Source organism: Kribbella sp. NPDC003505, assembly GCF_040610875.1.
Classification (GTDB): Bacteria; Actinomycetota; Actinomycetes; order Propionibacteriales; family Kribbellaceae; genus Kribbella.
In genome coordinates this window covers 117,238-143,130 of the sequence record NZ_JBEXNA010000006.1, presented here as the reverse complement: position 1 = coordinate 143,130, position 25,893 = coordinate 117,238, and the positions used below count along the sequence as shown (strand labels likewise).

At 68.8% G+C, this 25,893-nt stretch carries 25 protein-coding genes and 1 riboswitch; of the genes, 13 read left to right on the top strand and 12 right to left on the bottom strand.

Features of this window, described 5'->3' with window-relative positions; all coding sequences use genetic code 11:
• Positions 1–8: 8 nt before the first annotated feature.
• The 3 genes from ABZX12_RS21890 to ABZX12_RS21880 all read right to left on the bottom strand — a co-directional run bounded on the left by ABZX12_RS21890 (position 9) and on the right by ABZX12_RS21880 (position 2,520).
• Positions 9–1,004 (bottom strand): hypothetical protein, encoded by a 996-nt coding sequence (locus ABZX12_RS21890; protein WP_355695709.1) that lies wholly within the window; start codon positions 1,002–1,004, stop codon positions 9–11.
• Between the two features lie 2 nt (positions 1,005–1,006).
• Positions 1,007–1,417, bottom strand: coding sequence for a hypothetical protein (locus ABZX12_RS21885; RefSeq protein ID WP_355695707.1), 411 nt, complete (start codon positions 1,415–1,417; stop codon positions 1,007–1,009).
• An 80-nt stretch (positions 1,418–1,497) separates the two neighbouring features.
• Positions 1,498–2,520, bottom strand: a complete 1,023-nt coding sequence (locus ABZX12_RS21880) for an alpha/beta hydrolase (protein ID WP_355695705.1) — start codon at positions 2,518–2,520, stop codon at positions 1,498–1,500.
• Positions 2,521–2,687: 167 nt separating this feature from the next.
• Here ABZX12_RS21880 and ABZX12_RS21875 point away from each other — a divergent pair, with 167 nt between their 5' ends.
• From ABZX12_RS21875 to pstB, 8 genes are all read left to right on the top strand, one after another.
• On the top strand, positions 2,688–4,775 hold the full coding sequence (locus ABZX12_RS21875) for an RNA degradosome polyphosphate kinase (RefSeq protein ID WP_355696397.1): 2,088 nt from the start codon (positions 2,688–2,690) through the stop codon (positions 4,773–4,775).
• Between the two features lie 20 nt (positions 4,776–4,795).
• Positions 4,796–5,674 carry an NUDIX domain-containing protein gene (locus ABZX12_RS21870; protein ID WP_355695703.1) on the top strand — a complete coding sequence of 293 codons (879 nt, stop codon included), beginning with the start codon at positions 4,796–4,798 and terminating at the stop codon, positions 5,672–5,674.
• A 151-nt stretch (positions 5,675–5,825) separates the two neighbouring features.
• A complete protein-coding gene (locus ABZX12_RS21865; RefSeq protein ID WP_355695702.1) occupies positions 5,826–6,290 on the top strand; it encodes a bifunctional nuclease family protein in 465 nt (154 codons plus the stop codon).
• Between the two features lie 90 nt (positions 6,291–6,380).
• On the top strand, positions 6,381–7,655 hold the full coding sequence (locus tag ABZX12_RS21860) for a hypothetical protein (protein WP_355695700.1): 1,275 nt from the start codon (positions 6,381–6,383) through the stop codon (positions 7,653–7,655).
• 218 nt (positions 7,656–7,873) lie between these two features.
• Complete coding sequence (pstS, locus tag ABZX12_RS21855) at positions 7,874–9,007, top strand: phosphate ABC transporter substrate-binding protein PstS (RefSeq protein ID WP_355695698.1); 1,134 nt, start codon at positions 7,874–7,876, stop codon at positions 9,005–9,007.
• Between the two features lie 130 nt (positions 9,008–9,137).
• Positions 9,138–10,358 carry a phosphate ABC transporter permease subunit PstC gene (gene pstC, locus ABZX12_RS21850; protein WP_355695696.1) on the top strand — a complete coding sequence of 407 codons (1,221 nt, stop codon included), beginning with the start codon at positions 9,138–9,140 and terminating at the stop codon, positions 10,356–10,358.
• Complete coding sequence (gene pstA, locus ABZX12_RS21845; RefSeq protein WP_355695695.1) at positions 10,355–11,275, top strand: phosphate ABC transporter permease PstA; 921 nt, start codon at positions 10,355–10,357, stop codon at positions 11,273–11,275. The genes pstC and pstA overlap by 4 nt, the downstream gene beginning before the upstream one ends.
• Positions 11,276–11,297: 22 nt before the next feature.
• Positions 11,298–12,074 (top strand): phosphate ABC transporter ATP-binding protein PstB, encoded by a 777-nt coding sequence (gene pstB / locus ABZX12_RS21840; RefSeq protein ID WP_355474424.1) that lies wholly within the window; start codon positions 11,298–11,300, stop codon positions 12,072–12,074.
• A gap of 69 nt (positions 12,075–12,143) precedes the next feature.
• On the opposite strand, the gene ABZX12_RS21835 is transcribed toward pstB, so the two are convergent.
• A complete protein-coding gene (locus tag ABZX12_RS21835) occupies positions 12,144–12,719 on the bottom strand; it encodes a hypothetical protein (protein ID WP_355695693.1) in 576 nt (191 codons plus the stop codon).
• A 105-nt stretch (positions 12,720–12,824) separates the two neighbouring features.
• Between ABZX12_RS21835 and ABZX12_RS21830 the strand changes: the two genes are divergently transcribed.
• Entirely contained in the window at positions 12,825–13,367 is a 543-nt protein-coding gene (locus ABZX12_RS21830) for a DUF4190 domain-containing protein (protein ID WP_355695691.1), read from the top strand.
• 40 nt (positions 13,368–13,407) lie between these two features.
• On the opposite strand, the gene ABZX12_RS21825 is transcribed toward ABZX12_RS21830, so the two are convergent.
• Positions 13,408–13,848, bottom strand: a complete 441-nt coding sequence (locus tag ABZX12_RS21825; RefSeq protein ID WP_355695689.1) for a DUF2752 domain-containing protein — start codon at positions 13,846–13,848, stop codon at positions 13,408–13,410.
• Between the two features lie 106 nt (positions 13,849–13,954).
• On the opposite strand from ABZX12_RS21825, the gene ABZX12_RS21820 reads away from it, so the two are divergent.
• Both ABZX12_RS21820 and ABZX12_RS21815 read left to right on the top strand, forming a co-directional pair.
• A complete protein-coding gene (locus tag ABZX12_RS21820) occupies positions 13,955–14,659 on the top strand; it encodes an RDD family protein (protein ID WP_355695688.1) in 705 nt (234 codons plus the stop codon).
• 215 nt (positions 14,660–14,874) lie between these two features.
• The gene (locus ABZX12_RS21815) at positions 14,875–15,327 is read left to right on the top strand and encodes an RDD family protein (protein ID WP_355696395.1); all 453 of its coding nucleotides are present in this window, start codon (positions 14,875–14,877) and stop codon (positions 15,325–15,327) included.
• Here ABZX12_RS21815 and ABZX12_RS21810 read toward each other — a convergent pair.
• From ABZX12_RS21810 to thiC, 3 genes are all read right to left on the bottom strand, one after another.
• Positions 15,319–15,873: a hypothetical protein gene (locus ABZX12_RS21810; RefSeq protein ID WP_355695686.1), complete on the bottom strand. Its 555-nt coding sequence runs from the start codon at positions 15,871–15,873 to the stop codon at positions 15,319–15,321. The two genes, ABZX12_RS21815 and ABZX12_RS21810, sit on opposite strands and share 9 nt — an antisense overlap.
• A complete protein-coding gene (locus ABZX12_RS21805) occupies positions 15,870–16,469 on the bottom strand; it encodes a transposase (RefSeq protein WP_355695685.1) in 600 nt (199 codons plus the stop codon). The genes ABZX12_RS21810 and ABZX12_RS21805 overlap by 4 nt, the downstream gene beginning before the upstream one ends.
• 141 nt (positions 16,470–16,610) lie before the next feature.
• Entirely contained in the window at positions 16,611–18,233 is a 1,623-nt protein-coding gene (gene thiC, locus ABZX12_RS21800; protein ID WP_355695683.1) for a phosphomethylpyrimidine synthase ThiC, read from the bottom strand.
• Positions 18,225–18,359, bottom strand: a riboswitch (TPP riboswitch). (Overlaps the previous gene by 9 nt.)
• Before the next feature lie 205 nt (positions 18,360–18,564).
• On the opposite strand from thiC, the gene ABZX12_RS21795 reads away from it, so the two are divergent.
• A complete protein-coding gene (locus ABZX12_RS21795) occupies positions 18,565–19,311 on the top strand; it encodes a lysophospholipid acyltransferase family protein (RefSeq protein ID WP_355695681.1) in 747 nt (248 codons plus the stop codon).
• A 3-nt stretch (positions 19,312–19,314) separates the two neighbouring features.
• On the opposite strand, the gene ABZX12_RS21790 is transcribed toward ABZX12_RS21795, so the two are convergent.
• From ABZX12_RS21790 to ABZX12_RS21780, 3 genes are read right to left on the bottom strand one after another with little or no spacing between them, the layout of a single operon-like run.
• The gene (locus ABZX12_RS21790) at positions 19,315–21,222 is read right to left on the bottom strand and encodes a hypothetical protein (RefSeq protein ID WP_355695679.1); all 1,908 of its coding nucleotides are present in this window, start codon (positions 21,220–21,222) and stop codon (positions 19,315–19,317) included.
• Between the two features lies 1 nt (position 21,223).
• The gene (locus ABZX12_RS21785; protein WP_355695677.1) at positions 21,224–22,081 is read right to left on the bottom strand and encodes a hypothetical protein; all 858 of its coding nucleotides are present in this window, start codon (positions 22,079–22,081) and stop codon (positions 21,224–21,226) included.
• Between the two features lie 4 nt (positions 22,082–22,085).
• Positions 22,086–24,113, bottom strand: coding sequence for an AAA family ATPase (locus ABZX12_RS21780; RefSeq protein ID WP_355695675.1), 2,028 nt, complete (start codon positions 24,111–24,113; stop codon positions 22,086–22,088).
• Positions 24,114–24,352: 239 nt separating this feature from the next.
• Between ABZX12_RS21780 and ABZX12_RS21775 the strand changes: the two genes are divergently transcribed.
• Positions 24,353–24,877 (top strand): hypothetical protein, encoded by a 525-nt coding sequence (locus ABZX12_RS21775; protein WP_355695673.1) that lies wholly within the window; start codon positions 24,353–24,355, stop codon positions 24,875–24,877.
• Positions 24,878–24,893: 16 nt separating this feature from the next.
• Here ABZX12_RS21775 and ABZX12_RS21770 read toward each other — a convergent pair whose 3' ends face one another.
• The gene (locus ABZX12_RS21770) at positions 24,894–25,892 is read right to left on the bottom strand and encodes an inorganic phosphate transporter (protein ID WP_355695672.1); all 999 of its coding nucleotides are present in this window, start codon (positions 25,890–25,892) and stop codon (positions 24,894–24,896) included.
• Between the last annotated feature and the right edge of the window lies 1 nt (position 25,893).

The following is a 25,893-nucleotide window of genomic DNA, read 5'->3' as shown; positions in this document are numbered from 1 at the left end:
TTGACGGGTCAGTCTCGGAGCGGCGAGTGGCCCGGGCGAGTGTGGGGATTGACTGTCGGGGTGGCGTGGCGGGTGCCTTGGCCGAGTTGGGGGCGGTGGGTGATGGCACCTGCCGGCGAGGGCTGGGAGGCCAGGAAGCGGAGGCCTTCGAGGGTGTCTTGGCGGGCGGCGGATGACGCCGGCCGGCGCTCAGAAGCGGGAATCGGTCCACTTACTTGGCGCGGGACGGTCAGACGGTAGTGCCGGCGGAGTTCGTCGACCTTTGCGTCCAGGTCGGAGCGGATCTCGCGGGCGACCATCTGGCCCGTGGCCGCGGACGCACCCGGAAGCGTCGGCCAGTAGTTGTGCAGCATCGGCTCGATGAGCTGAGCCCGCACGGCCTGTTGGGTTGGCCGGTCGCGGTGCATCAGTTCATTCAATTGGTTGACGACAACGGCGTGAGCGAACTGGTCGAAGTGCAGCAGCCCGGGCCCCCGGCAGGCATCGTTGATCAGGGCATGTCGCGAATACGCTGGTCCGGCGATGTGGGCCATGAGATCGCGCGTTGCCGCGAAGGCGCCGGGATACTGAGGATTGCCGAACGTCAGGCCGCCGCACCCCGCTCGATCCGCGAAGGCATCGAAGTCGACGAAGGTGCGGACCTCGGCGAAACCCTCCATGACACCACGCGAGTGCTCGGTCCACACCGCGTTCGGCTCACCGGGCGCCTTGATCTGCATCGCACCGTGCGTGGCCTCGTGCAGAACCGTCGCCAATGCCACGGCCTGGTCATCCAGCTGACCAGGCAGCACAGATCCCGTCAGGTACAGCAACACCCGGCTCTCGGACAGTCGAAGGACGCCAGTCTTCGGATCAAGACCGCCCAACGTGTCCAGGCTCGTCTTGTACAGCTCACGGTTCCAGCGGGCGGCTGCCGCCGGCCGCAGCGAGAGCGCGATCCGATACAGACGCTCGACCTCTCGGTAGACGAACGAGTCCGGGGAGACCCGCTGGCCGAGGCTCACCGTCAGTCCTCAGGCCAATGCCCACGCAGCATGATCTCCAGGTGATGCAGCGCCCGCGTCATGCCCCGGATATGCGGCGCCTCGTCGGCCGGAGCCTGATCGGCGATTGCCCAGATCTTGTGCCGGGCCTCGGCCAGTGCGTCCGCCTTCTCCTCGTCCGTGCCTTTGAACGCGAACGCCTCCGCATGGATCGCGCCCGCCTGGTGATAGAGCGGGCCGTACTCCCGGGGCGGAGGCGGCGGCTCGGCCAGCTTGTTGATCATCCGCATGGCCCACGCGCGGTCCTCGCCCTCCGGCTCGTCCGCGACCAGCTCACGCAAGCTCTGCTGAGCCGCCGCCAGGTCGAAGCCGGGATCGCTGTCTCGCCGGTCACGAGCCTCGGCGAACGCCGAGTTGAACCGCGCGACGTCCATAAGACTCCTCCAGAGCTCCTCGTCTACTGCTCGCCACGATATCGACGCGCGCCGTGAGCTCGCGGAAGTTATCCACAGGGCTACTGGAGGGTGGCGCGGAGGTGGTTGGTGAGGTGGGTGTGGGCTTCGCGGGTGGTGCCGGGGACTGTGAGGAGGCTGGCGTAGCCGTGGGCCAGGGTGGGGTGGTGGGCGTGGGTGAGGGTGTTGCCGGCTGATGCGAGGGCCTTGGCGTACTCGATGCCTTCGTCGCGGAGGGGGTCGAAGCCGGCGGTGGTGAGGTAGGTGGGTGGGAGGCCGGTGAGGTCTTCGGCGCGGAGGGGGGAGACGATCGGGTCGGGGCGGACGGTGGGGTCGGGGGTGTAGAGGTCGCGGTACCAGATGATGTCGTCCTCGGTGAGGATGAAGCCCTCGGCGAAGAGGTCCCGGCTGGGGCGGCGGGCGACGAGGTCGAGTGCCGGGTACAGCAGGACCTGGAGGGCCGGCTGCGGCAGGCCGCGGCGGACGGTCTGCTGGGCGACGACGGCGGCCAGGTTGCCGCCGGCGCTGTCGCCTCCGACGGCGATCAGCGCGGGGTCGGCGTTGAGGTCCTCGGCGTGGTCGACGGCCCAGGTGAACGCGGCGATGGCGTCCTCGGCGGCAGTCGGGGCGGGCGCCTCGGGGGCGCGGCGGTAGTCGACGGACAGGACGCGGATTCCGGCGTCGGCGGCGATCGCCCGGCAGAGCGCGTCGTGCGTGTCGAGATCGCCGACCACCCAGCCGCCGCCGTGGAAGAACACCAGCAGGCCGCGGGAGTTGGCGGCCGGCGGCACGTACAGCCGGGCGCCGAGCTGGCCGTCGGCTCCGCGCACGGTCAGCTCGGTGACGCGCTGTACCTCCACGGGCGTCCCGGGGATCAGCTTGCACAGGTTCTTGAACCGGACACGCGCGCTCACGGCGTCGGTCTTGGTTGTATGTGGCAACAAGTTGTCGACCCGGACGAGCAGCTGCAGGTCCGGGTCCAGGGTGTTCCCGTCGATCTGGATCGGTGCCCCGGCCAGCCGCCGGCGTACGGCGGCGGGCAGCGCGTACAGCGGGGCCAGAGCGTTCGCTTGAATGGCGGTCACCGTGTCACGCACTACGGAATCCGGTCGTAGGTTCACAAGGTGTGACGCTAGCAACTAACGCGCTGACGGCTACCCGTTGTTCACCAAACGGTGGGATCCTGGTGAGCGTGGCAGGAGACTTGCTGGCATCGCACAACCGGGAGTACGACGTCGAGCCGCCGTACGACATCAGTGCGGCCGGTGATCTCCCCGTGGACCGGTTCTCCGACCGGGAGCTGAGCTGGCTGGCCTTCAACCAGCGGGTCCTGGAGCTCGCCGAGAACGACCGGATCCCGCTGCTCGAGCGGGCCAAGTTCCTGGCCATCTTCGCGAGCAACCTGGACGAGTTCTACATGGTCCGGGTGGCGGGTCTGAAGCGCCGCATCGCGGCCGGGGTCGCGGTGAAGGCGGCCAGCGGCCTGCTCCCTCGCGAGGTGCTCGACCGCAGCCTGGCGCGCAGCCGGGAGCTGATGGACCGGCACGCGGAGACCTGGCGGAAGTCGGTGCAGCCGGCGCTGACCGAGCAGGGCATCGACATCCTGCGCTGGGACGAGTTGGAGCAGGACGAGCGCGAGGAGATGACCCGGTTCTTCCGGGAGCGCGTGTTCCCGGTGCTGACCCCGCTGGCGGTCGACCCGTCGCACCCGTTCCCGTACATCTCCGGCCTGAGCCTGAATCTCGCCGTCGTGGTCCGGAACCCCGACACCGGCGGAGAGCACTTCGCCCGGGTGAAGGTGCCGCCGCTGCTGCCGCGGTTCGTGAATGTCGCCGAGGGCCGCTTCGTGCCGCTCGAGGACGTGATCGCCACCCACCTCGGCCAGCTGTTCCCGGGCATGGAGGTCATCCAGCACCACACCTTCCGGGTGACCCGCAACGAGGACCTCGAGGTCGAGGAGGACGACGCGGAGAATCTGCTGGCCGCGCTCGAGAAGGAGCTGCTGCGCCGCCGGTTCGGCCCGCCGGTCCGGCTCGAGGTCGAGGAGTCGATCGACCCGCAGGTCAAGGCGCTGCTGCTGACCGAGCTGGGCGTCACCGAGGCGGAGGTGTTCGAGCTCCCCGGCCCGCTGGACCTGCGGGGACTGTTCACGATCGCCGGCCTGGACCGGGCCGAGCTGAAATACCCGGCGTTCGTGCCGTCGACGCATCCGCACCTGGCCGAGGTGGAGACCTCCAACCCGGCGGACATGTTCCACGCGCTCAAGCAGCGCGACGTGCTCGTCCACCACCCGTACGACTCGTTCTCCACGTCGGTGCAGCGCTTCATCGAGCAGGCCGCCGCGGACCCGCACGTACTGGCCATCAAGCAGACGCTGTACCGGACCAGTGGTGACTCCCCGATCGTCGACGCGCTCATCGACGCCGCCGAGGCCGGCAAGCAGGTGCTGGTGCTGGTGGAGATCCAGGCGCGTTTCGACGAGCAGGCGAACATCAAGTGGGCCCGTCAGCTGGAGCACGCGGGCTGCCACGTGGTGTACGGCGTGATCGGCCTGAAGACGCACTGCAAGCTGTCGATGGTCGTCCGTGACGAGCCGGACGGCCTGCGCCGCTACGCCCACATCGGCACCGGCAACTACCACCCGAAGACGGCCAGGCTCTACGAGGACTTGGGCCTGCTGACCAGCGACAAGGTGGTCACCGAGGACGTCGCGCTGCTCTTCAACCACCTGTCGGGCTTCGGCCGCAGCGCCGGCTACCGGCGGATCCTGGTCGCTCCCCAGTCGGTACGGCGGGGGCTCGTCGAGCGGATCGACCGCGAGGTGCAGCACCACCTGGCCGGGCGCCCCGCGCGGATCCGGATCAAGGTGAACAGCCTGGTCGACGAGGCCCTGTGCGACGCGCTGTACCGGGCGTCGCAGGCGGGTGTGCCGGTGGACCTGTGGATCCGGGGCATCTGCACGCTGCGTCCCGGCGTACCGGGCCTGTCGGAGAACATCCAGGTCCGCAGCATCCTGGGCCGCTTCCTCGAGCACAGCCGCGTGTTCCTGTTCGAGAACGGCGGCGAGCCGGAGGTCTGGATCGGCTCGGCCGACCTGATGCACCGCAACCTGGACCGCCGCGTCGAGGTGCTCGTGCAGCTGAAGCAGCAGGACCATGTGACCGAGCTGGGCGACCTGTTCGACCAGGCCCTGGACGACGGCACCGGCTCCTGGTGGCTGCAGGCCGACGACACCTGGCAGCCCCGACTGAGCGGGCCGGACGGTGAGCCGCTGCGGGACCTGCAGGAGCGGCTGATCGCGACCCGTGGCAGGCGCCGGACCTCCGACGGAATCAGTTAGTCGCGTCCTAGAGTGAAGACATGAGCAACCCGGCGACGGTTATCGCCGCGGGTGGTGTCGTGTGGCGTGAGCGCCGCGGCACCCGGCAGGTGCTGCTGGTGCACCGTCCCCGGTACGACGACTGGTCCCTCCCCAAAGGCAAGCTGAACGCCCATGAGCACGTACTGCTCGGTGCGCGGCGGGAGATCGAGGAGGAGACCGGGCTGCAGGTCGTCCTGGGCCCTCCGCTCGGCGTCCAGCGGTACCAGATCCACAAGAACGGCGGGACGGCGCAGAAGCTCGTGCACTACTGGTCCGCCGAGCCGGTCAGTGACAGTGACTTCGAGCCGAACGACGAGGTGGACCAGATCAGCTGGCTGCCCGTGGACAAAGCCCGCGCGAAGCTGAGCTACCCGCGCGACGTGGACATCCTGGACGTGCTGGACCGGGTCGTACCCGTCGTTTCCACGGTGGTCGTGGTGCGGCACGCGGAGGCGCTGAAGCGGAAGGACTGGGACCACAAGGACTCGCTGCGCCCGCTCTCCACCTCGGGTACGGCGGTCGCACAGCGGCTGACCGGCGTACTGGCAGCGCTGGGTGTGAACCGGATCATCAGCAGCGACGCGGAGCGGTGTGTCGCGACGGTCACGCCGTACGGCGCTCTCATCGACCGGCACATCCACCTGTGGCCGCAGATCTCCGAGCGCGGGTACAACACGGACCCGGACGGGATGCGCGGTCTGTCCGAGCGGGTGTGGAAACCGGGCAAGGTGACGGCCGTCTGCTCGCACCGGCCGGTTTTGCCTGCGCTGGCGCGGGAACTGGGCCTGAAAGTTGGCAAGTTCTCCACCGGCGCGTTCCTGGCCGCGCACCGGCTGGCGGACGGGACTGTGATCCACGAGCGCTTCAGCGCGCCGTAGGAGTAGGGCGCGACACGGCTCGGTGACGATCCAGGCACAGCCGCAGGGGCGATCGGGTGACACTGGAGGTGACGGGTATGTTCCTACCCGAGGAACCGGCTCCCCACCGGGTGCCGGTCTGAGGAGAGGTTCGGGGCGCACCATGACGATGATGCGAGAACTGACACTGATCGGGATCCGGATGGAATCGCCCAACCGGGCCCCGGTGATGATGCTTCGGGAGACCGAGGGCTACCGCTACCTGCCGATCTCGATCGGCTCGGTCGAAGCGACCGCGATCGCGTACGAGGAGCAGGGCCTGCGTCCGTCGCGTCCGCTCACCCACGACCTGATGCGCGACCTGATCGAGGCCTTCGGCGTCCACATCGACGCGGTCGAGATCGTCGAGCTGCGCGATGCCGTGTTCTATGCCGAGCTCGTGCTCGCCAACGGCGCCCGGGTCTCGGCGCGCCCGAGCGACTCCGTGGCGCTCGCGGTCCGGCTCGGCACGCCGATCCGCTGCACCGAGGCGGTGCTGCGCGAGGCCGGCGTCGCCACCCCCGAGGAGGAGCAGGCCGAGCTGGAGCGCTTCCGCCAGTTCCTCGACGGCGTCGCCCCGGAGGACTTCTCCAGCTGACATTCGCCCACCCGGCCGACTGTGCGCTACCTTTCGATCGCGTACTGTCGGCAGGGGTGCCCGCCAGGCGCATGTCACCTGGGGGACACCATGCGCAGAACCGTCGCCGGCGTCATCACGGCCGTACTCCTCGCCGCCACGCAGACCACTACGGCGGGACCTGCCTGGGCTGCGGGACCGGCCGCGCCGACCGATGTACAGGTTGGGTGGAACGACGCGGATCTGCACGTGATGCACACGAGTTGGAGCGGCGGGGGTTCTGACAGCAAGGTTCGGATCGAGTACCAGGACGGCTCCGTGCCGACGGCGTGGTCCGCGGCCTCGGGGAACGAGTTCTTCCGGCACTGGGCCGTGCAGTACGGGAAGGTCGCCCGGGTCGCGGTGGTGACGACCGGTACGGCGGGTGACAGCGCTCCGGCGTACTCGCCGTGGTTCGACACCAATCTCGCGGGGGCGCCGAAGCTCACCGCGGCGGTGCCACAAGCCGACGGGTCGTTGCGGCTCACCTGGACCAACACGGCGGCACCCGCCGACACGACACCGGGCGACCCGCTCGACCTCCCGCCGGCCCAGGTAGGGAAGGTCGGCGTGAAGATCTGGACGTCGCCCGACGGCAAGGACGAATGGTTCCCGTACGCACTGGGTACGACGGCCGCCGTCGTCCCACCCCGACCACACCCTCAGCTCACCTGGGTGCTCGCCACCAACGAGTGGGGCTCGGCCGCGTCCGCGGAGATCCACTACGACGACATGAAGCTCTTCGTCACCAAGGCATCGGCGTACGGCGTCTTCGGGAAGCCGATGGCGATCCGGGGCATGGCCGGTGCCGTCGAGAACTCCGGGCCGGACCTGTTCACCGGATCGAACATTCAGGTGACGATGCAGACCAGGGCGAACGCGTCCCAGCCCTGGGCGTACGCCGGACGTTACGAGTCGAACCCGCACGGCTTCCTGATCGAGCCTGTCGCGGTCGGGGGTCGCGAGTACCGCTTCTACGTACCGGCCTGGAGGTACGACCCGGTCGTCACCGGGCAGGTGATCTCCGCCTCGAGGTACATCCCGACACTGGCCGACTTCGCCGTGGCCGGGTTCAACGTGACCAGTGCGCAGGTGGGGCAAATGGTGAAACTCACCGTCGACGTGCGCCCGGGCGGGACCGTGAAGGGTGCGCTGCAGCGCTGGGACGGGAAGTACTGGCGTAGCGTGCTGACAGTGCCGGTGGTGAAGGGCAAGGCCGTCCTGTACGTCCGGGCCGCCGGGCGGGGCACGACGACGACGTACCGTGTGGCGGTCCCGGGGATGACGTATTACGGCCTGCCGATCCAGACCACGGGCAGCCGGTCGTTCACCTTGACGGTGCGCTGAGAGTTACCGGAATGTGAGCCGTACGCCGTTGATTTCAACGGAGAGTGACGGCTCTTAACTCAGTTCACCTAATGGCCGCCTGGCGGCACGCCAGACGTCGCACACGCTACCGGAACCGTTCACCGCTCGTTCACCGGCGACGGACCGGTCGGTCACCTGGTCTCCCTACCGTCTGTGGAAGTTCAGAAGTCTGATTCCCGCAGAAGGGCAACACTCTCGTGTCCGTCAATCGCCTGTTCCGCGTCGGCTCCGTCGCCGTGGCGTCCCTCGGCGTCCTCGCACTGAGCGCCTGTGGCAGCGACCCCGAGCCGTCGGGTTCGTCGACCCCCGATTCCGCGTCGTCGTCGGCCGGTGCCGAATGCCCGAAGGGCACGCTGAACGCTGAGGGCTCCTCGGCGCAGAAGAACGCCATCGAGGAAGTCATCAGCAAGTACAACGAGAAGTGCGCCGACGTCACGGTGAACTACAACCCGACCGGTTCCGGCGCGGGTATCAAGCAGTTCAACGCGAACCAGGTCGACTTCGCCGGCTCCGACTCGGCCCTGAAGACCGAGGGCAAGGACGGTGCCGAGTCCGAGGCCGCGCAGGCCGCGAAGCGGTGCCAGGGCAACCCGGCGGTGAACCTGCCGATGGTCATCGGCCCGGTCGCGATCGCCTACAACGTCGACGGCGTGACCAAGCTGGTGCTCGACGGCCCGACCGCCGCCAAGATCTTCCAGGGCACCATCAAGACCTGGAACGACCCGGCGATCGCCAAGCTGAACGCGGGCGTCACGTTGCCGTCGGCACCGATCTCGGTGTTCTTCCGCTCCGACGAGTCCGGCACCACGGAGAACTTCACCAAGTACCTGAAGGCGGCCGGTGGCGGCGCCTGGACCGGTGAGCCGGCCAAGAAGTGGACCGGTACCGGCGCCGGCAAGGAGAAGTCGGCCGGTGTCGCCGAGGGCGTGAAGAGCACGAAGAACTCGATCACCTACGTCGAGTGGTCGTACGCGGTCGACAACAAGCTGGGCGTTGCCCAGATCGACACCGGCTCCGGCACCCCGGTGGAGCTGTCCGCCGAGTCCGCCGGCAAGGCGCTGGCCGCCGCGAAGCCGGCCGGTACCGGGTCGGACCTGGCCCTGAAGCTGGACTACGCGACCAAGGCCCCGGGTGCGTACCCGATCATCCTGGTCACCTACGAGATCGCCTGCACCAAGGGTCTCCCGGCCGAGAAGACCGCGCTGGTGAAGAGCTTCCTGAGCTACTTCGTCAGCAAGGACGGCCAGTCGTCGCTGACCGAGCTGAACTACGCGCCGCTGCCGGCCGAGATCCAGACCAAGGTCGACGCCGCGATCCAGGCGATCAGCTGATCGCGGAGCGGTCCTGATGCGAGCCCCGGCCGGTCCGAGTCATCGGAGGACGGCCGGGGCTCGTACCCATGCAGGCCTCGTTTCGAACCAGACGTGACACATCACGACTCAGGCGCTTGGAGCACCAACGATGAGTAGTCCAGACGGCACGGCACCGCCCGACCGGCCGGACGGCACGGCCGATCAAGCAGCACCCCGGATCGAGGATCTGGTCCACGAAGACGCCGGCCCGGCCCCGCAGTTCGGCGGTCTGGCCTCCGAACACGCCGAACACGAGGCGGCCCAGCAGTCCGTCGAGGTGATGACCGAGTCCGGCGTCGAGAGCGCCGGTACGACGACCGCACCGGCGCCCGACGGCAAACTCGAACTCGGTGCGGTCGGGCACCTCGGCGACCGGCTGTTCGGCGGGCTCGCCCGCGGGTCCGGCGGCCTGGTGGTCCTGATCGTCGCGTTCGTCGGCATCTTCCTGCTGGCGCTGGCGATTCCGGCGCTGGCCGATGACAAGAGCAACTTCCTGTTCTCGCGGATCTGGGAGCCGGGCGGCGACGACCCGCGGTTCGGCATCGCCGCGCTCTTCTACACCACCGTGGTCAGCTCGATCATCGCGATGATCATCGCGGTCCCGATCGCGATCGGCGTCGCACTGTTCGTCACGTACTACGCCCCGAAGCGGCTGGCCGCTCCGGTCGCGCACGCGGTCGACCTGCTGGCCGCCGTACCGTCGATCGTCTACGGCCTGTGGGGCATCCTGTTCTTCGCCCCGATCCTGCGGCCGGTGATCGACGGTATCTCGACGGCGCTCGGCTGGATCCCGCTGTTCGAGAAGCCGCCGGGCGACAACGTCGGCGTGGTCTTCACCGCGTCCGTCGTGCTGGCGATCATGATCCTGCCGGTGGTCACCGCGATCAGCCGGGAGATCTTCGCGCAGACGCCGATCTCGCACCGCGAGGGCGCACTGGCGCTCGGCGCGACGCGCTGGGAGATGATCCGGCTGTCAGTGCTGCCGTACGGGCGCTCCGGTGTGGTCAGCGCCTCGATGCTCGGTCTCGGGCGGGCGCTCGGTGAAACCGTCGCGGTGCTGATCATCCTGTCGGTGCCCAACGGCAACGACCCGTGGAACTCGTCGATCTTCGCCGGCGGTGAGACGTTCGCCTCGAAGATCGCCAACAACGCCGCCGAGTTCGACTCGCCGGAGAAGACCGGTGCGTACATCGCGGCCGGCCTGGTCCTGTTCGTGGTCACGTTCCTGGTCAACTCCGCGGCCCGGATCATCGTCGACCGCAGCGCCCCGGGCGCCAAGCGTCCCCGCCGCAACCGCCGCGCGGGAGCGGCCGAAGGAGCGTCCGCATGACCGCCATCGCCGAGAACAAGCCGGCCTACGACGGCAAGGTCCTGGACCTGACCGGGAAGTCGGGCGTCCGCGCGTTCAAGAACACGCTGGCCACCGTGCTGATCGTGCTCGCCTTCGCGATCGCGATGGTTCCGCTGCTGTGGATCCTCATCACCGTGATCAGCAAGGGTTACCACCTGCTGCTGAGCGCGGACTGGTGGAGCCAGTCGCAGCGCGGTATCACCGTACGCCGGGAGGGCGGCGGCGCGTACCACGCGATCATGGGCACGCTGATCATGGCCCTGATCACCGCGGTGATCGCGGTCCCGATCGCGATCCTCGGCGCCGTCTACCTGGTCGAGTACGGCAAGGGCACCCGGGCCGCGAAGGTCGTCAGCTTCATGATCGACATCCTCACCGGTGTCCCGTCGATCGTCGCCGCATTGTTCGTCTACGCGGTCTGGATCACGGTGTTCGGCTTCAACCGCGTCGGTTTCGCGGTGTCGCTGTCGCTGGTGCTGCTGATGCTGCCGGTCGTGCTGCGGTCCACCGAGGAGATGCTGAAGCTCGTCCCGGACGAGTTGCGCGAGGCGTCGTACGCGCTCGGCGTACCGAAATGGAAGACGATCCTGAAGGTGGTCGTGCCGACCGCGTTCGGCGGCATCGTCACCGGCGTGATGCTCGGCCTGGCCCGGGTGATGGGCGAGACCGCGCCGCTGCTGATCCTGGTCGGCTACTCGAAGAACATCAACCTGAACCCGTTCAACGGGTTCATGGGCGCGCTGCCGACCATGATCAACCAGGACCGCACCGAGCTCGCCCTGCAGCCGGCCGCGGACCGGGTCTGGGCAGCGGCCCTGACGCTCATCCTGCTGGTCCTGGTCCTCAACCTGCTGGCCCGGCTGGTCGCCCGGTTCAGCACCATCAAGTCGAAATAGTCACGAGAGGTTCTGAGTCGATATGGCGAAGCGCATCGAGGTCAGCGGCCTCAACGTCTACTACGGCGACTTCAAAGCCGTGGAGGACGTGTCGATGACGGTCGAGCCCCGCTCGGTCACGGCGTTCATCGGCCCGTCCGGCTGCGGCAAGTCCACGTTCCTGCGCACCTTGAACCGGATGCACGAGGTGATCCCCGGCGCCCGCGTCGAGGGCAAGGTGATGCTGGACCAGCAGGACCTGTACGGGTCCGGTGTCGACCCGGTCGCGGTCCGGCGGGTGGTCGGCATGGTGTTCCAGCGGCCGAACCCGTTCCCGACGATGTCGATCTTCGACAACGTCGCGTCCGGCCTGAAGCTCAACGGCGTCAAGGACAAGAAGAAGCTCACCGAGGTCGTCGAGCAGTCCTTGCAGGGCGCCAACCTGTGGAACGAGGTGAAGGACCGCCTCGACAAGCCCGGCGCGGGACTGTCTGGTGGCCAGCAGCAACGACTCTGCATCGCCCGGGCGATCGCGGTCGAGCCCGAGGTGATCCTGATGGACGAGCCGTGCTCGGCCCTGGACCCGATCTCCACGCTGGCGATCGAGGACCTGATCGAGAAGCTCAAGGACCGTTTCACCGTCGTCATCGTGACGCACAACATGCAGCAGGCGGCCCGGGTCTCGGACCAGACGGCGTTCTTCAATCTGGCCGCGACCGGAAAACCCGGCCGGCTGATCGAGATGGCGCCGACCAAGCAGATCTTCTCCAACCCGGCCGAGAAGGCGACGGAAGACTACATCACCGGCCGCTTCGGCTGACCGGTCCCCGAACAGAGGAACGGCCGCCGCGACGATCTCGTCGCGGCGGCCGTTGTGATCTGACGGCGTCTACACGCAGAGCGTCCGGGCAAAGTTGACCCGGGCAAGCACATCGGCCACCTGGTTGGGCGAACTGACACCGACGTGGGTGTTGTGCGAGCGGTTGCCGTGCTGCACCGTGACCTGGACGAAGCCAGTGGTCTTGCGCTCCTTGACCAGCAGGAACAGCAGGCCGAGCAGGCAGGCCAGGAAGAAGATGATCGCGAGCACGATCGCCCAGGCGGGGATCTTCTCCTCCGTGCGCGACATGTCCATCGCCGACCAGTTCGCACCGTGGGTCGGCAGCACGCCCGCAGGCGTGACGATGCGCTGCTGCTCGACGGAAATGTCCCCGATCGTCACCAGCACAGGCCCCGCGGGCAGGCCGTCGGCGGGCAGCGACTGGCCGTACTGAGGCTGCGGCGGCTGCTGATACCGGCCGCCCACAGGCGGTGGGAACGCTCCGGGCTGCGGACCGTACGGCCCCTGCTGATCCTGCGGGCCAGGCCCGGAAGCGGGCCACTGCGGTTGCGCCGGCAAGTTACGAGCGGTCTCGGCACCCTCATGATTCTGGTCAGGTGCGGGCGATTGCGGTGTCTCGGTCACAGGGAGAAACCCTAAGGGCTTCCAGCCCGGAGTGGGAGCATGACCGCGAACCTGTGGAAAAGATAGTCTGCGCTGATTCCACGACGTTCTCAGAAGGGAACCGCGGTGAGCACACCGACGCCACCCCCAGGCGACGACCAGAACGACCAGAACGGACCGCAGGGCTACCCTGGCCAGCAGCCAGGCCAGCCCGGTCAGCCAGGTCAGTCGGGCGGTTACGGACAGCAGCCGGGATCGTACGGACAGCCCGGTCAACCGGGATCGTACGGCCAGCCCGGCCAGCCCGGCCAGCCCGGATCGTACGGCCAGCCCGGACAGCCCGGACCGTACGGCCAGCCCGGACAGCAACCGCCGGGCGGCTACGGCCAGCAGCCCGGCGGCTATGCCCCGTACCCCGGCGGGAACGCTCCCTACGGCGGAGCTGCAGCGCCGCAGAGCAACACGCCGAAGGTCCTGTCGATCATCGGCATCGTGTGTTGGTTCTGCTGTTCGCCGGCCGCCATCGTCCTCGGGCTGATTGCGCAGGGCAAGTACCGGGAGCAGGGCCAGCCGGACACGCTGGCCAAGGTCGCTTGGATCGGCGGGATCGTCTTCCTGGTGCTCGGCGTCATTTCCTACTCCACGGGAATCTACCGCCCCGGCCAGTAGACTCTGCGGCCGGGCGATGCCTGTCGCCCGGCCGTGGTTCTCAGAACACGTTGCGCGCCACGCCGTACGCGATCAACAGCGCGACCACGGCGTTCACCGTCCAGTCGACCACGCGTCGGCTCATTCGCAGGCGGGGCAGCTTCACCAGCCGGAGCGATTCGAGCGTCCAGGCAAGTACCTGGTAGCCGACGCCGGCCCCGATCAACGGGCCGAGGACGAAGACCACGGGGTTGAAGTGCCACGCCACGTCCAGATCGCCGCGCAGCATGGCCGCAGCCATCCTCGTCGACCCGCACAGCGGGCAGTTCAGACCCGTGGTCGCGTGGAGAATACACGGCACCCCGATCCGCTCGCCGGATAGCCGGTAAACGCCGGCCAGTACGAATCCACCGATCCCGACCGCGGCCAGGCCCCACACCCGGCGATCCAGCGGCTGGACCGGGCCGGTGGGCCGGAGTACGACGCTCTGCGAGACGCTCACCGCACAACGGTAACTCTCATCACCTGGGATCCGTCGGCGACTCTGATCCGTCCGACCACTAGCCTGCAACTCACTCCTCAACCGCACTTCGCCAGAAGGGATCGTCGTGAGCTCTCCGACGCCGCCGCCGGGTTACGGCCCGCAAGACCCACAGCACCCCGGCCAGCCGGGCCAGTACGGGCAGCAGCCCGAGTACGGCCAGCAGCCCGGGTACGGGCAGCAGCCCGCCTACGGGCAGCAGCAGCCGGGCTACGGCCAACCGCCCGCCTACGGCCAGCAGCCGGGCTACAACCAGCAGCCGGGACAGCCTGGTCAGTACGGTCAGGCGCCGGGGCAGGCTGCACAGGCTGGACAGTATGGACAGGCCTACGGCCAGCCGTCGTACGGCGGCTTCGGAGCCGTCCCCGGCAACCTGGCGGACTGGCCGAGCCGGGCCGGCGCCTTCCTGCTCGACATGGCGATCATCGGTGTGCCGGCCGGCATCGGCGCCGCGATCGCTGGTAACGCCAACAACGCTGTGCTCGCGATCATCGGCCTCATCTTCTACCTTGCGGGCATCGGGGTGGCCATCTGGAACGTTCTCGTCCGCCAGGGAACCACAGGTCAGACGGTGGGCAAGCAAGTGCTCGGCATCAAGCTCGTCGGCGCCGAGACCGGTCAGCCGCTCGGCATCGGCAAGACGTTCGTGCGGCAACTGACCCACTTCCTCGACGGCGCCGCCTGCTACATCGGCTATCTGTGGCCGCTGTGGGACGAGAAGAAGCAGACCTTCGCCGACAAGATCAACAACACTTATGTCGTGAAGCCCTGATACGGATCGACGGCTTCCGGACGCCGCAGCCCGAGGCGGGCTGCGGCGTCCGTCTTTCCAGATAGGGCCTAGCGAGGAAGCGGACTTCCCAGATGAGTACACCCGGGTACGGTCAGCGACCCGACGCTCAGCCGACATACGGGCAGCAGCCGTACGCACAGTTGCCGTACGGGCAGCAGCCGGGGTACGGGTACGGGTATGGGTACGGCGTGCCGATGGCGCCGTTGGCCGACTGGTTGCCGCGGGTCGGTGCCTCACTGATCGACAGCCTGATCTCAGCGGTACCGATCCTGCTCGGGTACGGCGTGATGATCGGTGCTGCCATCAATCAGTCGGCCAACGATCCTTACAACGACGATCCGCCGGTCTATGCGCTCGTGTTCCTCCTTGTGGGCATGATCACGAGCATCGCGCTCAGTCTGTGGAATCGCGTGTTCCGGCAAGGGCGGACCGGTCAGAGCGTGGGTAAGAGCGTCCTGCGCATCAAGCTGATCGACGCCACCACCGGGCAGACCATCGGAGCCGGGCGGTCCTTCCTGCGTGACTTCCTGAGCGGGATTTTCAACAATGCCTGCTTTCTGAACCTGCTCTGGCCGCTGTGGGACGAGCAGCACCAGACCTGGCACGACAAGGTCATCAACACCTATGTGATCAAGACGTCAGTGTGACCGCAGCAGACCTGCACAGGTCACTGCCCACAGGACGCTGGAGAACGTGCCGATGATGAACCGCTCCGCGACGGCTTGCGGGGTCACGGACGCGGGCTGGTCGGGGCTGCGCAGCTCCGGGTACCTGGCGAGTCCCTTGATCGCCAGCACGATGGCGATGCCTTCCGGCCAGCCGGACACCAGCGCCGCGTAGATGGCCGTTCGCTCGAGTGCACCGATCAACGCGCCGCCCCGCAGCACCTCACCGGCTTTCTGCGTCGACTGGGCGCGGGTGTTGCCTCGGTCGGCCAGCGCCATGACAGAGGTCGTCAGCGGCCCACCACCTGTCACTGCGAGCGCTCCGGCCAGTAGGAGCAGCACGTTCCACCAGCGCTCGGCCCACCCGGCCACACCGTCCCCGGCGAGCAGCAGTACACCGACGGCGGCCAGACAGGCCAGCATGACTGCGCTGAGGGCGATCTCGAGGTTGGAGCCGGACTGAGGAACCCATGCCAGGACGGCGAGCACCAGTGCGGCAGCGGTCAACGACAGGACCAGAGCCGTCACGCAGCGACCCCGCCGGCGAGCAGGTCCGCGGCCAGCACCCGGCCGCGCTGTTCCTCGGCGAATCCCGCAGCCTGGGCGCGTTGAGTCACCGCCGACTGGCTGATTCCGAGTTTCACGCCGATCTCCCGCCTCGTCAGTCCCTCGCCCAACAGGTCCGCCACTGCCCAGCCGCGGTCGCTCCGGCGCCGCAGGACGGACGCCATCAACCACAGCACCGTCTCCACCTGCTCGGCCAGGTGCGGGTCCGCGCCGACCACGTTCACGTGGTGCGGACTGGACTTCGCCCGCGTCACCGCCTCGCGCGCGAACACGTAAGCCTCGCCGCTGCCGGCGCGGGTGCTGCGCGGCAGCGGCTCGGTGACCGCGCCGATGCCGAGTCCGACGTACCAACTGTCCGCCCGCAGCAGCTCGACGATCACGTCGATGGTCACTCGGGCCTCGGAGAGCACGCCCTGCACCTCGTCGCCGGCGGTCCGCTCGAACTTGCGCAGCAGGCCGGTCCGCCGCGGCCGGCGGTTCAGGGAGTTCAGTAGCTCGGGTACGAGATCGCTCGTGCTTCGGCTGCCGCGCTGATCTACCGTGAGAACGAAGACCATCGTCCTGTACCTCCTTCCGGACGGCTTAAGGCTACAGTCTTATTCACGTAGAGTGAAGGTCAAAACCTGAATCGGTTCAGCCCGTCACTCACCGTATCCGGCCCGGAGTGCGGCGCACGCCGGACCGGACGGCGCCCCGATTCAGTCCGTGATCGGCAGGTAGAGCTTCTGGTCGGCCGACTTGAAGGTCTCCGACATCTCCGCGAAGCCGGCCTCGATCGCCTCGGCCGACGTCAGGCCGCGTTCCTCCGCGTACGCGCGGATGTCGGCAGTGATCCGCATCGAGCAGAACTTCGGCCCGCACATCGAGCAGAAGTGCGCGGTCTTCGCGGGCTCGGCAGGCAACGTCTCGTCATGGAACGACCGGGCCGTGTCCGGATCCAGCGAGAGGTTGAACTGGTCCTCCCAGCGGAACTCGAACCTTGCCTTGGACAACGTGTCGTCCCAGGCCTGCGCGCCCGGATGCCCCTTGGCCAGGTCGGCCGCGTGGGCGGCGATCTTGTACGTGATCACGCCGGTCTTGACGTCGTCGCGATCCGGCAGCCCGAGGTGCTCCTTGGGTGTGACATAGCAGAGCATCGCCGTCCCCAGCCAGCCGATCTGCGCCGCGCCGATCGCCGACGTGATGTGGTCGTACGCCGGCGCCACGTCCGTTGCCAGCGGCCCCAGGGTGTAGAACGGCGCCTCACCGCACAGCTCCTCCTCGAGCCGGACGTTCTCGGCGATCTTGTGCATCGGGACATGCCCCGGGCCTTCGATCATGACCTGGACCTCGTGCTCCCAGGCGACCTTCGTCAGCTCGCCCAGCGTGCGGAGCTCCGCGAACTGGGCCTCGTCGTTGGCGTCCGCGATCGATCCCGGCCGCAACCCGTCGCCGAGCGAGAAGGTCACGTCGTACTCGCGAAGGATCTCGCAGAGCTCCTCGAAATGCGTGTACAGGAAGGACTCCTGGTGGTGCGCCAGGCACCACGCGGCCATGATCGACCCGCCGCGCGACACGATCCCGGTGATCCGCCGCGCGGTCAGCGGGACGTGCCGCAGCAGGACGCCGGCGTGCACGGTCATGTAGTCCACACCCTGCTCGCACTGCTCGATCACCGTGTCGCGGTACACCTCCCACGACAGCGCGGCCGGATCGCCCTTGACCTTCTCCAGCGCCTGGTACAGCGGCACCGTGCCGATCGGGACGGGCGAGTTCCGCAGGATCCACTCCCGCGTCTCGTGGATGTTCTTGCCGGTCGACAGGTCCATCACCGTGTCGGCGCCCCACCGGGTCGCCCAGACCAGCTTCTCGACCTCTTCCTCGATCGAACTGCTCACGGCGGAGTTGCCGATGTTCGCGTTCACCTTCACCAGGAACTTCTTCCCGATGATCATCGGCTCGCTCTCCGGGTGCCGCCGGTTCGCCGGGATCACCGCCCGCCCGCGCGCCACCTCGGCCCGGACGAATTCCGGATCGAGCCCTTCCCGCAGTGCGACGTACCTCATCTCCTCGGTGATCACCCCGGCCCGCGCGTGCCCGAGCTGGGTCCGCGGCTCGCGCCCGGCGATCCACTCGCGCCGCAGCGCGGGCAGACCGGCCTGGACGTCGATCCCGGCGGACGCGTCGGTGTACGGACCGGACGTGTCGTAGAGGTCGAAGTGCTCGCCGTTGGTCAGCTGCACGCGGCGCGCCGGTACCCCGAGCTCGCCGCGATAGATCTTCTCCGAGCCCGAGATCGGGCCCGTGGTGACGGCCGGACGGATCGTGCTGACATTCACCATTGCTGCTGCTCCCTACGCCGGAATTACCCGGACAGGTTCGGCGGTCGGCGGCGCCGGCAGCAGAGTCTTCTCTCTGGCCAGCCGCCCTCTCAGCCCACTACGGTGCGAGCTCCCGCGATCTTTAGTTGTCACGGACCACCCTAGGGCATGTCTGATAATCCAGCGCCGTCGCGAGGAGGTGCTCGGTGCGGTAGCTCGGCGTGCGGGAGCGAAGGTCTCGATGCGGCGCATCGTGGCCTTTGCTCACGTGCGGCGAGGTGCCGTGCCGAGTGCCCCGCAGTAGGTGCTGGATTGTCAGACATGCCCTAGACGAACCCGGTACCGTCTAGGGATGCGCGACCTCGTCTACCCGCCTGTCATCGCCTTCGCGAAGACCGCGTTCACGGTGCTGGACCTCAAGATCCGCCGCACCGGGACCGAGCACGTCCCGCGCACCGGCGGGGCCCTGATCGCGATCAACCACATCAGCTACGTCGACTTCATCCTGGGCGGGTACGGCGCGCTGCCGGCCAGGCGGCTGGTGCGCTTCATGGCCAAGGAGGTGCTGTTCCGCAACCGGTACTCCGGCCCGCTGATGCGCGGCATGCACCACATCCTGGTGGACCGCGAGGCCGGCGCCGCGTCGTACGAGCAGGCGATCCGCTACCTGAACGCCGGTGAGCTGGTCGGCGTGTTCCCGGAGGCGACGATCAGCCGGTCGTTCGAGCTCAAGGAGTTCAAGTCCGGCACGGTCCGGATGGCCGCGGAGGCCGGTGTACCGGTGCTGCCGATGATCCTGTGGGGCACGCAGCGGATGTTCACCAAGGACCACCCGCGGGACTTCAGCCGGCACCGGCCGATCTCGATCAGCATCGGCGCGCCGATCACGGTGACCCGCGACGACGATCCGACCGAGGCGACTGCCCAGCTGCGCTCCACGATGGCCGGAATGCTCGACGAGACGATCCGCACGTACCCGGAGCAGCCACCCGGCGCCTGGTGGCTGCCCGCCGCGTACGGCGGCAGCGCACCGACCCCCGCCGAGGCTGCCCGCCTGGACCAGGAAGAACTCGCCCGCCGCGCCCTGAAGAAGAAGTAGACCTCAACCCCTCCGGTCGAAGAGCGTGCCGGGCACCAGGCGCAGGAACGGGTGCGGGCTGGGCGAGCCCTGGGTGAAAGCGTCGGCGGGAGGGTCCTGCCAACTCGAGGCCAGGGTCAGGAGTGCGTCGGTTCGGAGGTTCACGGCCTTTCGCTGGGTGCCGTTGATCGAGTACGACGGCAGTACGGCGGTGCCGGGTGTGCCGGCGAGGTCGGCGTACGGCAGGGCGTCCGGCGACGGTTCGTCGTACCCGCGCCGGAAACCGGACAGCCAGGTGTCGAGGCCGGCCGTCGCGGTGCGGAACCTGATCCAGCGATGGTTGTCCCAGCCGTTGCCGAGGACGAAGCGGGTGACGAGCTTCTTCGCGCCTGCCTCACCGCGCTCGACCAGGTCGGTCACCACCGTGTCCTTCATCGTCAGGTTCAGGCCGCCTTCGTCGTGATCGTGGTAGATCGTGACGATCCGGTCGCGGTAGCCGGGCATCACCAACTGCGCCTCGTCCACCCAGCCGCGCGCGGTGTCCAGGATCGACCGGCCGAACAGTGCGACCAGCCCGAGCCCCTGACCGGTCCACCGGGTCCAGCGCCGGTTCAGCCCTCCCTGGTTGACGACCGGCAGGCGGGTGTTCTCGGCCTGGTCCTCCAGGTTCTTCGGCACGCCCGGCGGGAACAGGGCCAGGTCGACCGCGAAGGTCGGTCGGGCCGGCAGCGGCGAGTCGAAGAAGTGCACCGGCAGGTTGCTCGCGATGCCGCCGTCGGAGAACCAGTTGACCTCGAAGTCCGGCGCGGGGACGGCAGGCAGCGCCTGCTCCGGCCCGGCCTGCGGGTTCGCGTCCCGCCATTCCGACACCGCGGCACTGACCTTGCCGTACGCCGGGTGCGTGAAGTCGATCGCGTACAGCGGCACGGCCGAGATCAGGAACGGGAAGCTGAGGCTCATCCGGGTCGCGACGATCACCGGCAGATCGGCGGCGAGCGGGAACGGCCGCTTCGGGGCGGCCTGCAACCGGCGCAACTCGCCGGCCCACCGCTTGGCCGGTTGCGGGGACAACGGCGGCGGGTGCTCACACATCCAGTCCACGACCTCGGCCGGGAACAGCTGTTCGAACTGGCCCGGGTCGAAGAAGTACTCGCGTTCCGGCCAGGGCATCCGCATCGGCTGGTGCCGGGTCAGGTTGGTGGTCATCATCCGCAGCTCGACACCAGCCGCGGTCAGCTGCCCGAAGGTGATCGGATCCGCGTCCCCGGCCCGGCCGGCGAAGTCCTGCAGCTTGCCGTGCAGCCAACGGGTCAGCGGCTCCGCGCCGCCCTCGGACCTGCCAGCCATCCCGTTGCACAGCCCGAAGTTGTTGTCCGGAACGTTCTTCGCGAGGCTCCGGAGCACGCCGGCCGTGACGGCCACGACGACACCGACGACGGCCAGCAGCGCACCGGCAATCACCGCGGCCCAGGCCGCCACGCCCTGACCGAGGATCCCGAGGACGAGCAAGACGACGCCGGGCACAGCGCCGGCCAGCGCCCACAGGGCGAACGCGGACAGCGCGGCGCGAACGATGCGCGCTACCCGGCCAGTGCCGGAGGCGCCGAGTCCGGCCGTGAAGACCTTGAACAAGGACGCCGTACCGCGCTGTGGCTGGAACAGGCGGAACAGCAGCGAGGGGCCTCCCGGGCGGTGGGCCATCAGATCGTCGGGCAGTCGTTCGAGCTTTCCGAACCCGCCGGCGTCGCGGCCCAGCTCTGCCGCGGCCGCGGCCGCCGCCGCGATGGCGCCCGCCGACGATCCCCCGACGGACGCCAGCTTGTAGTGCCGGGCGAGCTCGCAGACCGCGCTCGGATAGATCACCCCGCTGGTGATGCCGCCTTTCATCAGTACGTCGCAGCTCCGCGGCGGCGCGGGTACGTAGGCCGTCATGTCATCCCCCGAACAGTCGTGCGAAGTAGGCCTTGATCACCTGGTGCGTCATCGCGACGTACTCGTCGTCGTCGGTGAACGTCTCCCGGACCGCGACCACGGCGTCCTCGAACGCCTTGCGCGCGTCGGGGTCGCCGGGCGCCTTCGCCGCCTCGGCCTTGCGCTGCGCCACGACTTCGAGGAACGCGATGAGTTTGATCAGATGCCGCCGGCGGTTCGCCACCAGTCCCAGTCGCTGGAGTGCGCAGACCTCGATCGTGGTGCGGCCGCGGACGCTCTCCCGGCCGTGGACCTGGCGGGGCCTGATCTGGCCGTCGTCGACGGTGCCCGTGCCCCAGACGAACTCCAGGTGCTCTTCGGGATCGTCGAAGTACGGATGCAGCAGCAGCGGTCGCTCGTTCTTCTCCTCGCCGTCGTGGTGCGCACGGCGCTTCTCGGTCGGCAGCGGGAACGCGTTTGCTTTGCCGGCGGTCGCGGGCAGACCGGCCGGGAAGTCCTGCTTGCGTGGGCTGTTGCAGTCGGTGCAGGACGGCAGGAGGTTCTCCCACTTGCTGGCCAGCCACCAGTACCCGGGCGGGGTCCGCTGGCCGGCGATCGTCACTTCGCCCTTCGGCCGGAAGTGCTCGACGGCCGTCGGCTGCGTCGCGTCGTAGAACGTCTCGCAGTACGCGCACCGGCCGCCGAAGGCAGCCTTCAGTGCCTGCCGCACCTGCTCGTGCCGGTATGCGTTGAACGTGCCCGGATAGCGCGCGGACTCGTTCGCCGGATCGGCGTAGAACGTGGCGAGCCTGGTGCGTTCGCGCTGGGCGGCGGCACTCGACAGGCTGGCCGGCGGCTGCGGGATCGGCATGCGGCGCATCCGATCACCTCCCGGAGTCCGAGGTCGGAAGGTGTGCGGCCCACACCGCGGCGAGGTCCGCATCGAGCGCCGCCGACCGCTCGTCGCGTTCCTCGACCGGCACCGGATCGCCTTCGGCCCGGCGACGAGCGATGAACTTGTCCGCCGAGTCGAGCAGCAGGCGTTCGCGCTCGCTGCGGCCGAGCTGGTCGAGTTCGTCCAGCCGGCTGCGTACGTCGGCCAGCCGGGCACGCGCGCGACCGTTCGGTTTCCGCAGCTCGATCAACTGGTAGTACTCGGTCCAGAGGTCCGCGACCACCGGGTCGTCGGTGCTGCCGAGGCCGAAGTGCTCGGAAGTGAGCAGCTGATCGACCCGCATCCCCTGCACCGGCGGGAGATCGCTGATCGCCACGATGCGGTTCTGTGGATTGCGGCGGATCACCGTCACCTCGCCGTCGAGCACTCCGCGCAGGCACAACGGATCGTGGGTGGTGACCACGAACTGGACCCGCGGCAGCAGCTGCCGCAGCGCCGCGACGATGCGCATCCGCCACCGCGGATGCAGATGGGCGCCGAGCTCGTCGATCAGCACGATGCCCTCGGCCAGGGACACGTGCTCCCACAGGCCCAGCACCGTACTCATCACGTCACACGCCAGCACGAGCATCGACTGGTAGCCGTCGCTGAGGTCGTCCAGCGAGCTGCGCTGCCGGCCCTCGCGGACCTGGACCACGCGCCGGTCCCGGTCGGCGACAAGCCGGGCGCCGGACGGCAGATCGAGCAGCCGGGTCAGTCCGTCGGCCACGACGGCGTACGTCGGTTCAGGCAGCGAGAGCAGCCATTCGGTCGGGTCCGCCATCGCGAGGAAAGGATTGAACAGGTTGTCCACGCGGCTCATGCCGGTCCGCGGCGGCATCACGACCGCTTGCGGGCGGGGCAGCAGCCGGGTGGCGCCGTACCCGAGCAGCAGCACCCGAGCGGCTTCCGGCCCCTTGAACTCGGTCGAGGTGCGGTCGAAGGTGACCTGCAGCGGGACCGGGTCCCCGGTCAGGGAGACCTCGATGCTGCCTCGGCGGCTGCCGTACCGCAGGAGCCGTTGCGGCGCGATGCCGAGTTCACGCCGGTACCCGCCGCCGATCAGGGCCAAGGCGATCGCCTGCAGGATCGAGCTCTTGCCGGAACCGTTCTCGCCGAGCAGCACGCGCCACGGGCCGGTCTCGCTGACGGAGCGGGAGAAGTCCAGATCGAGGTCCTCGATCGGGCGGAAGTTGCGGATCCGGACGCGCTCGATCCAGCGCACGGTACTGAAGTAGTTGGACTTCTCGACCTCGCCGAGCGGCCCGACGGACTCCAGGTTGTAGTAGTCACGGGCCAGCGGGGTCGCCGTCGGCTGCGCCCGCTTCGGCAACGCGGACAGCTGCCGGCGCAACGCCTGGAACTCGTCGAGCGGACTCGGCTCGCCGCGCTCCTTCGCGGCCGAGCGCCTGGCCGACACCAGTGAGGTGCGGTTCAGCGCGAGCACCTCGACGGTGGTGGCGCCGCGCTGGGTGGCACCGACGACCGTGCCGTCCGGCTGGAAGATCAGGTGCGGGTCCGGATCGTCGACGCTCGGGTCCAGCAGGTACGGGAGTTCGCGGTCCAGCCGCTCGCGCCGCGACGCGCGATCCGGCCGTTCGATCGGGAACCGGTTGCCCTTGGCCCGGATACAGTCCGCACAAGCCGGCAGCAGGTTCTCCCAGGTGTAGGCGAGCCACCAGTAGTGGTCCATGCTCACCGCGCCGGCGTGGTCCACCGCACCCCAGGGCGGGCGGTAGTGGGTCACGGACGCGCCCAGGCTGCGGCTGGCGTAGCCGTCGACAGCGATCCTCCGCTCACAGAACGCGCAGCGCCCACCGGTCATCGCGATCAGCGCGTCGAAGACCTCGGCGCCGTAGAGGAACTGGCCCAGCTCGGGCGGCGTGGCGGCTCGGGTCCGCAGCTGGTTCCACAGACCGAGTCGTGGTCCGGTCGACCGGAGGACCTTCGGTACAGCAGGTCGTTCGAGTCTGATCACGACACATCACCCCCAGGGCCCGCGGCCCACCCCAGCTCTCATCATGCACCCGCCGGGCACCGACAGCACAGGCGTCAAACGTTTGCGTGAGCACGGCACCGGCTACCGGACGAGAGCTTGACCCTCGGGCCGGAACGAGGGTACGAAGGGCTGTCGTTTGACGAAGCAGGAACCTGGGGGGTCCCTGTGCAGCGGGTCCGCGTCGGTGGGTCCGTGGACACGAGCGGGCGGGGAAAGTTTTGTTCGATACACCCGAAGAGCTGCATCTGTTCGATCCAGGAGCGCTGACGCCGGCGCCGCACGTGGCCGAGCACATCCCGGACGCCGGGGCGTTCTTCGTCGACTGGGCGGTGCGAGGGCTGTCCGCCGACCGCGCCCGGGAGATCGAGTCCGCGGTGAACGGCCGGCGCAACCAGAACGGCTGGTTCCCACTCGAGACGCTGGACAACATCGGCCGCAAGGGCTTCTGGCGGGGCCCGCTGACCTATCTCGCCCGGATGACCGGCGACGACTCGCGGATCCTGCAGCAGTGGGCCACGGACCACCTCGACAGCGAGCAGGCGACACGGATCGAGGCGACTGTCGACCACCTGCTCCACCAGCAGGGCCATGCGGCCGCGGCCACCTGGGCCGTCGCTGTGCGGCCGCGCATGTTCCTGGACGCCGAAGTGCTCGGCGACCGCCTCCTGGCCGCATGGGAGTACAACCTCGGCTCCATCCGCTCCAAGGACGTGGCCAAGGCCGTCCGCCGCTGGAACCGCTAGCAGGCTGTTCGGGACCTTACTCGAGGATCAGGTGGGCCAGACCGTAGACGGCGGCCGCGACGATACCGGCGGCCGGGATGGTCAGGACCCAGGCGGTGACGATGCCCTTGGCGACGCCCCAGCGGACGGCCGACAGGCGCTTGGTGGCGCCGGCGCCCATCACCGCGGAGGTGATCGTGTGCGTGGTGGAGACCGGCGCGTGCAGTCCGATCGCCATCACGTACAGAACGCCCGCGGCGATGGATTCCGAGGCGAACCCGCGGGCCGGGTCCAGGTGGATGATCCGGCGGCCGAGGGTTCGCATGATCCGCCAGCCGCCGGAGTACGTGCCGAGTGAGATGGCCGTCGCGGCCGAGATCTTCACCCACAGCGGGATGCCGTCGCCCTGCTGCACGTGCCCCGTGGTGAGCAGCGCCAGGAAGATCACGCCCATCGTCTTCTGCGCGTCCTGCAGACCGTGCCCGAGCGCCATCGCGGCGGCGGACAGCGACTGCGACATCCGGAAGCCGCGGGTGGTCTTGCCCGGGTTGCGGTGCCGGAACAGCCAGAGGATCGCGAGCATCAGCAGGAAGGCGCCGGTGAAGCCGATGGCCGGCGAGAGCACCATCGGGATCACGACCTTGTCGAGGATGCCGGACCACAGCACCGTGCTGGCCGAGGCCAGGCCGGCCCCGACCAGGCCGCCGATCAGCGCATGCGACGAGGAGCTCGGCAGACCGAAGTACCAGGTGATCAGGTTCCAGGTGATGGCGCCGACCAGGGCTGCGATCACGACCACCAGGCCGTGTGTCCCGGACGGTGCGGTGATGATGCCCTTGCCGACCGTCTCGGCCACCTCGGTGCCGGCCAGCGCGCCCAGGAAGTTGCACGCGGCAGCCATCAGCAGCGCCACCCGGGGCGTCAGCGCCCGGGTGGACACCGAGGTCGCGATCGCGTTGGCGGCGTCGTGGAAGCCGTTGGTGTAGTCGAAGGCCAGCGCGATGGCGACGACGGCGACGACGAGCGCGAGCTCCACG